This is a genomic window from Mucilaginibacter sp. (assembly GCF_036383575.1).
Lineage (GTDB): Bacteria > Bacteroidota > Bacteroidia > Sphingobacteriales > Sphingobacteriaceae > Mucilaginibacter.
Genome location: NZ_DASVOB010000666.1, coordinates 1 through 6,315, shown reverse-complemented (window position 1 = coordinate 6,315; position 6,315 = coordinate 1). Strand labels below are relative to the sequence as shown.

Below are 6,315 nucleotides of genomic sequence, written 5' to 3'. Positions count from 1 at the left end.
TGGTGGTTTTAGTTGTATCGCCGGTATCAGGCTTTTTTGTGCCTGGGTCTCCGCTACTCTTTTTACATCCTGCGGCTGCCATTAACAACAGCATCATTCCACACAATACAATATTTCTGCTATTCATTTTGGGGTATTAATAACCTTGTGTTTGAGTTAATTTGCCTTTGCTGGCGGTAATTTCATAAGTTGGTACGGGGAACAGGTATGGCCCCGCGTTTTTACCTACCGATGTTAAAGCGCTTTGCCATTGACCATGCCTCACGAGGTCCATCTTGCGTTCGCCTTCAAAGTAGGTTTCCCATCCTTCTTCTTTTAACAGCCAGGTATCAAAAGCCTGCTTGGTTGCTGTCGCCGATGAAGGCACATTACCCAAGGCCGCACCGCCATGTGCTAAACGTACCTGGTTAACCAAAGATACAGCTTCGGCAGTGGGGCCGCTGTTTTGGTTGATGGCTTCGGCAAGCTGTAACATTACGTCGCCCAAACGTGCTTTAGGAATGTCATTACCCTGGTAAGCATTCAGCGAAGCACCGCCAAGGTCCGGGTACTTGGCTATAACCGGGCCCGATAAACCGTTTGCCTGGTTGCGCACCACACCGCTTTTATTGGTATAACTGGCTATAAGCAGGTTACGCCTTTTATCAGCCGCATCAAACGAGTTGTAAAAAGCCCAGGTTGTTGAAACAGGTGCATCGCCGCCGGCAAATGAATCTTTTACACGGTTGCCCGGATAATCTTTTGGATAGGTATAAAACACCCAGGGGTTAAAGCTGGCGTGATTTTCGTTACCATCCTGATCAGGCACACATGATATCGCCCACATGGTTTCGTTATTCCTTTCGGTTGCTTCCATAAACAGGCTGGCGTAATCGGTTACTAATGAGTAGCCCATGGTCATGATCTGCCTGCCGGTTTTTTCAGCATTAACAAAATCCTTTTCGTTCATATAAGTACGCATCAATACCGTAAGCGCGATAGCCTGGTTAAACCGGCCATAATCCGATGGTGATTTAGGCAAGTTTTGGGCTGCGTAAGTAAGGTCGCCAACTATTGACGCTAAAAACGCCTCGCGGGTTGGCCGGGTCAGGTCAGTTTCGGCTGCGGTGTTGATCTTTGATGCATCCAGGATCACCGGTACCGGGCCGTACAATTGCAGCAGGTAATACATATTCCATCCACGCGACATGCGGGCTTCGGCGGTCAGTTCTTTTTTAGCTGCATCGCTGATGGTTGATTTGTTGATATCGTCAATGATCTGGGTGATGCGGGTCACAAACCTGATCTTTTCAAAATGGTTATTACCTGTGCCCTGATTAGCCAGAAAAGTAAAACTTGCGGTGCTGAACTGGGTGAAAATGCCGCCCCAACCTGTCCAGATGTTTAGCTGATCGGTAGGGTAATCAAACATCATGATGTCGCCGTACTCCGGGCTAAACCAATCGTTCTGATAACCGGCCGGATCATTATAGCCCCATTTTGATTGAAACGGTTTATAAACCTCGGTAACATAATTCACAAAATCGGCCTCGGTTTTAGGAAAGTTGGTGGTTGATAATGAACCGTAAATTTGCGGCTCCAACCCTTTTTTACAACTGCTTACCGTTACAGCAGCAGCCATTAAGCATATGGTTATAATTTTTTTCATGTTGATTGCTGTTTTAAGATTAAAAACCGGCCCTTAAGCCAAATGAAAATGTCCTGAACATTGGGTACGGAGCATAGCCGCCTTTAACACTGGCATAGCTTACTTCCGGGTCAACACCTTTGTATTTGGTGATGATGAACAGGTTTTGCGCATCGACAAATACCCGTACCGATTTGGTGAACTTATTTAGCCATGGTGAGTTAAAAGTATACCCCAGCGTAAGGTTGCGGCAGCGTACAAAATTGGTGCTTACCAGGTTTATGTCCGAGCCCTGTGGCAAGCCTGTTGCGCTTTCAATATAGTTTACGCCTGGCCTTGTACCGCTTTGGTTAACTGATGTCCAGGCGTTCAATGCCTGCACGGTGCCGCTTTGGGTGCTTGATACTATACTGTTAGGATCGCCCCATGCGTTGTTGTAGTTAATTCCCTTGCCGCCAAACTGACCGTAAAAGAAGATGCTCAAGTCGAATTGTTTGTAGTGAAAATCGTTACCAAAACCAATGCTGATCTTAGGGTCTGGATTTAATTTGGCAATATCAGCGCCTGTTAATTTGCCGTCGCCATCAGCATCAACATAAATTGGCGAACCTGGCAGGTTAGCGCCGCCAGCGGTTGGCTGCGAAGCAGGTACGGTTTGGCCCGGTTGTAAAAGGCCTTTTGTTTTAAAATAGTAGATCTCGTTTACCGGATCATTAACAGCCTGGTAAGTTACACCCTGGTAGGCAAGCAGGTTATCATACACAAAGCGGCTTTTCCACCTGTAGGTATAGTGAGATACGTTGACGGCCGAGTTCCAACTGAAGTCATGTAATTTCAAATTTTGCGTGCTCAGTGAAATATCATAACCCTGCCTGTACTGGTGCCCCCCATTAACCGGCTGGGTTGACAGGTAGGAAAGCGGAGCGGTCGGCCCGGTTGTACGCAGCAGATTGGTGATATCATCTCTGAACACATCTACCGAACCGGTTACGCGGTCTTTAAATAAACCGAAATCTAAACCAATATTCTTGTTCTCTGTTTTTTGCCAGGTTAATTCCGGGTGATCAATGGCATAACGGGCTATAGTAGCATAGTTTACAGCGCCGTTGGTAAAGAAAATGGTATTCCCATCAGGAGCGTAACCGCCGTAACCTGCCGCCCCGATAGTGCTGCCTGTTGTACCCGCGCTGGCGCGAAGTTTAAGCAGGCTCACAAAGCTTACATTCTTCATGAAATCCTCGTTGCTGATTTTCCAGCCAATGGAGGCCGAAGGAAACGAAGCGTATTTGGTATTAGGGAAAAATAAGCTGTAACCATCATAACGGTATGACAGTGTCAACAGGTATTTATCTAAAAAGCTGAACGAGCTTCGCGCGAAATATGAGCGCGTTTTGCTGGCCGTTTTTACCGAAGTGATACCGATATTGGCCGTTTCGGCAGATAGGTTGGTCGCGCCAATTACATCGGCACCGCCGGCACCCTGGCTACCGAAAGCATTGTAAGTGTTTTTATACTGACCTGCACCAGCAACCGCGTCGATATTTAAAAATTTAGCGATATCTTTCTTAAAAGTTACAGTCGCCTCCAAAGTCTGGTTTTCGCGGTTGTTATAGTTCATAGATGCCCGCGACAGGTTCTGCGAAAAGTAGAAAACCGTGCTCGGTACAAAAAAGGTACGGTTGGCCGCCTCATAATTATCGCCAAACAACAGGTGACCGGCCAATACGCCCGGGATCACTTTCAAATCGGCAGATAAATTGGCGTTTAATGAATGATAGCTGGTATTATCCTGCACATCCAGTAATGATACCGGGTTGGCAATAACACCGTAACGGGTGTAGGCACCGCTTGCATCACGTACAGCTACGTTTGCCGGATAACCCAAAGCCGCCTGGATGATACCAAAACCCTGGCTACCAGAGCCACCTGTTTGCCCGCCTGATGAGGAGTTTAAATAGCTATTGGTATTACCGGTGAAGTTTGCATTCAGGGTTAAAAATTTAGTTGGGGTAAATGAAAGGTTAGCGCGACCTGTATATTTATTGAGGCCCGCTCCTTTTAACGTACCGTCTTCATTATAATATCCACCCGAAAAATAGTAGGTAGCTTTTTCGCTGCCGCCGTTGATATTTACCTGGTGGTTGTTGATCGCACCCGTGCGGAAGATCTGACCCAGCCAGTCGGTACCATTACCCGCAGCTGCGATATCGGCGGTGCTGTATTTTGGTGTTGGCAAGCCGGATTGCGGGTTAGGGCCATAAGGCTGCTGCTGTTTGCCTGCCAGGTATTGATCAACAATAAGTTGGTTGTATAAGGTTTCGTACTGGTTGGCTTTTAGCGGCTGCAGGTAAGGGTAATTTTTTTCGAAAGAATAGCTGCCGCTGTAAGTAATATTCAATCTGCCCGCTTTTCCTTTCTTAGTAGTAATGAGGATTACACCGTTGGCTGCATTTACACCGTAGATGGCGGCACTGGCATCTTTCAATACCTCGATAGATTCCACATCATCAGGATTTAAACCGGCAAGACCGCCGCGGCTTACGCCGTTGGTTTCGCCTGCAATGGTGCCGTTACCTGGCTCAAGTCCATCGCCCGGGAAGATTACCCCGTCAACCACATACAACGGGTTACCACGGCCGCGGATAGACAAGTTAATATTACCGCCCGGCTGTGAGCTACCCTGTGATACCTGTAAGCCTGAAGCACGGCCGAACAGCAATTGAGGGATAGAGTTATTTGCAGCCTGCGGGATCTTCTTAGGATCGACCTTAGTTACGGCAGTGGTAATATTTTGACGAGTAGTTGTACCGTAGCCGATAACCACCACCTCATTAAGACCGTTTTGTTTAGTATCCAAGGTTACGTTTAAAGTGCTGCCGCTAACGGTTACTTCCTTGGCGTCATAACCCAAACCACGAAATAACAGTACTGTACCACTGGCTGCTTTAATACTGAATTTCCCGGCAGCATCGGTGGCCGTTCCCTGCGATGTTCCTTTGATACTAACAGAGATGCCAGGCAATGTTGTGCCGTCTTCCTTTGAGGTAACCGTACCTGTTACCGTTTGCTGGGCATAAACACCGGAGACTGACAGCATAGCCAGCGCAAACACCAGCAGGCATAATCTTCTCCAAAATTGAAAAGTAGAGTTTTGCATATTTTAATTTTTAATTGGTTTAAAACAGGCTTTTTCCACATAATACAGATGCATGCGGCGGCGATATCAGGCGTGCAGATCTTATTGTTGCATCAAATCTCAGCAACCGTGCACATCAGTTCATGAAAGGAAAAAGCATTTGGTTTACTGTACAAATGACAGGTTTAAATAATGATCGGCTTTGTGCAGATGTTCATTTTTTTGGTTCAAACTGTTATTTATTGGGGTAAAACCATAAAGATGTGGCCGGAGAAACGGCTTTTGAAAGATGTATACAAATCAGGAGGTGGTGAATCAAAAATTTTCACACTAATTTTTCTTCCCAATTATTAAAGCAGATCGAACTATTTAAAATACTATTTACTTGAACGCGTTCTTTTTTAGCTGTATTTTTAACATTTATTATTAATATTGCTTCAATACCAATTGATACCCAATAATTGCTGTTGTTTTTTTAGTCCGAATTATCAGTGCCACGTAGTAAGATATTTAAGCTAAACCATTGGCTGTGCAGCATAAGGATGCTTGCCTGCGGATTGGTCACTGCTTTATTTTGTTTTACGCAACCGGCATCGGCGCAGGCGCCCAAGCTCAAGTTCAGCCATATCAATAGTCTTCAAGGGTTATCAAACAGCACCATCGAAACTATTTACCAGGATAATCGGAAGTTCATCTGGTTTGGCACCCGCGACGGGCTAAACCGGTACGATGGCTACCAGATCACGATATTTAAGAACAATCCCGCCGATGCTAATACCATCAGTGATAATTACATCCGTTGTTTATTTGAGGACAGCCACCATAATCTGTGGGTGGGCACCAGCAACGGCCTCAACAGGTTTAATCCTTTTAAAAACACCTTCACCCGTTACAAGCACAGTGCAGCCAATAAGCAAAGTATCGCTAACAATACCGTAAACTGTATTTACGATGATAAAAAGGGCAACCTTTGGATAGGAACTACCGATGGCTGCCTCAATAAATACGATACAATAAGCAATAGTTTCCTTCACTTTTATGATGACCGGAGCATCGCCAAAAACGAAGAAAGCAGGCAGATCAACTACCTTTATGAGGATAGCCATAATAACCTTTGGGCAGGTACCGGCAGCGGGTTAAAGATCTTTAACCGGGCTAATAATACATTTAGCAATACTATAAATGGTTTCGCGGAGATCAGCAACCCGGTAAACCGGATCCAGGAAGATAGCTTGCATAATCTTTGGTTGGGTATCGAAAACGGCGGCCTCATGGTGCTCAACTTTAAGGATAAAACCATTAAACGTTACCAACATGAGCAGCAGGCTAATGGCAGTCTTGCAAACGACCAGGTAAAAAGCCTACTGGTGGACAAGAAGGGCAATATCAGGGCAGGGGGTATTAACGGCGGCCTAAGCTTGTTCAACTCACAAAACGGCACATTCAGCAATTATCAAAATGTATCCGAAAACTCGAGCAGCTTATCGCAACGCACGGTATCGGCCATTTTTGAAGATGATCAAAGTAATTTGTGGGTAGGCACCCATCGCGG

General features: G+C 45.8%; 3 protein-coding genes. 1 reads left to right on the top strand and 2 read right to left on the bottom strand.

Annotation, left to right across the window (positions count from 1 at the left end; genetic code table 11):
- Positions 1–136: 136 nt before the first annotated feature.
- Positions 137–1,648 (bottom strand): RagB/SusD family nutrient uptake outer membrane protein, encoded by a 1,512-nt coding sequence (locus VF500_RS23350; protein WP_330861981.1) that lies wholly within the window; start codon positions 1,646–1,648, stop codon positions 137–139.
- A 19-nt stretch (positions 1,649–1,667) separates the two neighbouring features.
- Positions 1,668–4,784: a SusC/RagA family TonB-linked outer membrane protein gene (locus VF500_RS23345; protein ID WP_330861980.1), complete on the bottom strand. Its 3,117-nt coding sequence runs from the start codon at positions 4,782–4,784 to the stop codon at positions 1,668–1,670.
- Between the two features lie 521 nt (positions 4,785–5,305).
- Between VF500_RS23345 and VF500_RS23340 the strand changes: the two genes are divergently transcribed.
- Positions 5,306–6,315 (top strand): ligand-binding sensor domain-containing protein (locus VF500_RS23340; RefSeq protein ID WP_330861979.1); only part of this gene is annotated, 1,010 nt, incomplete at its 3' end.

Coding starts and splice junctions, on each gene's coding strand:
- VF500_RS23345 (WP_330861980.1), bottom strand. CDS start 4,784: ATGCAAAACTCTACTTTTCAATTTTGGAGAAGATTATGCCTGCTGGTG.
- VF500_RS23350 (WP_330861981.1), bottom strand. CDS start 1,648: ATGAAAAAAATTATAACCATATGCTTAATGGCTGCTGCTGTAACGGTA.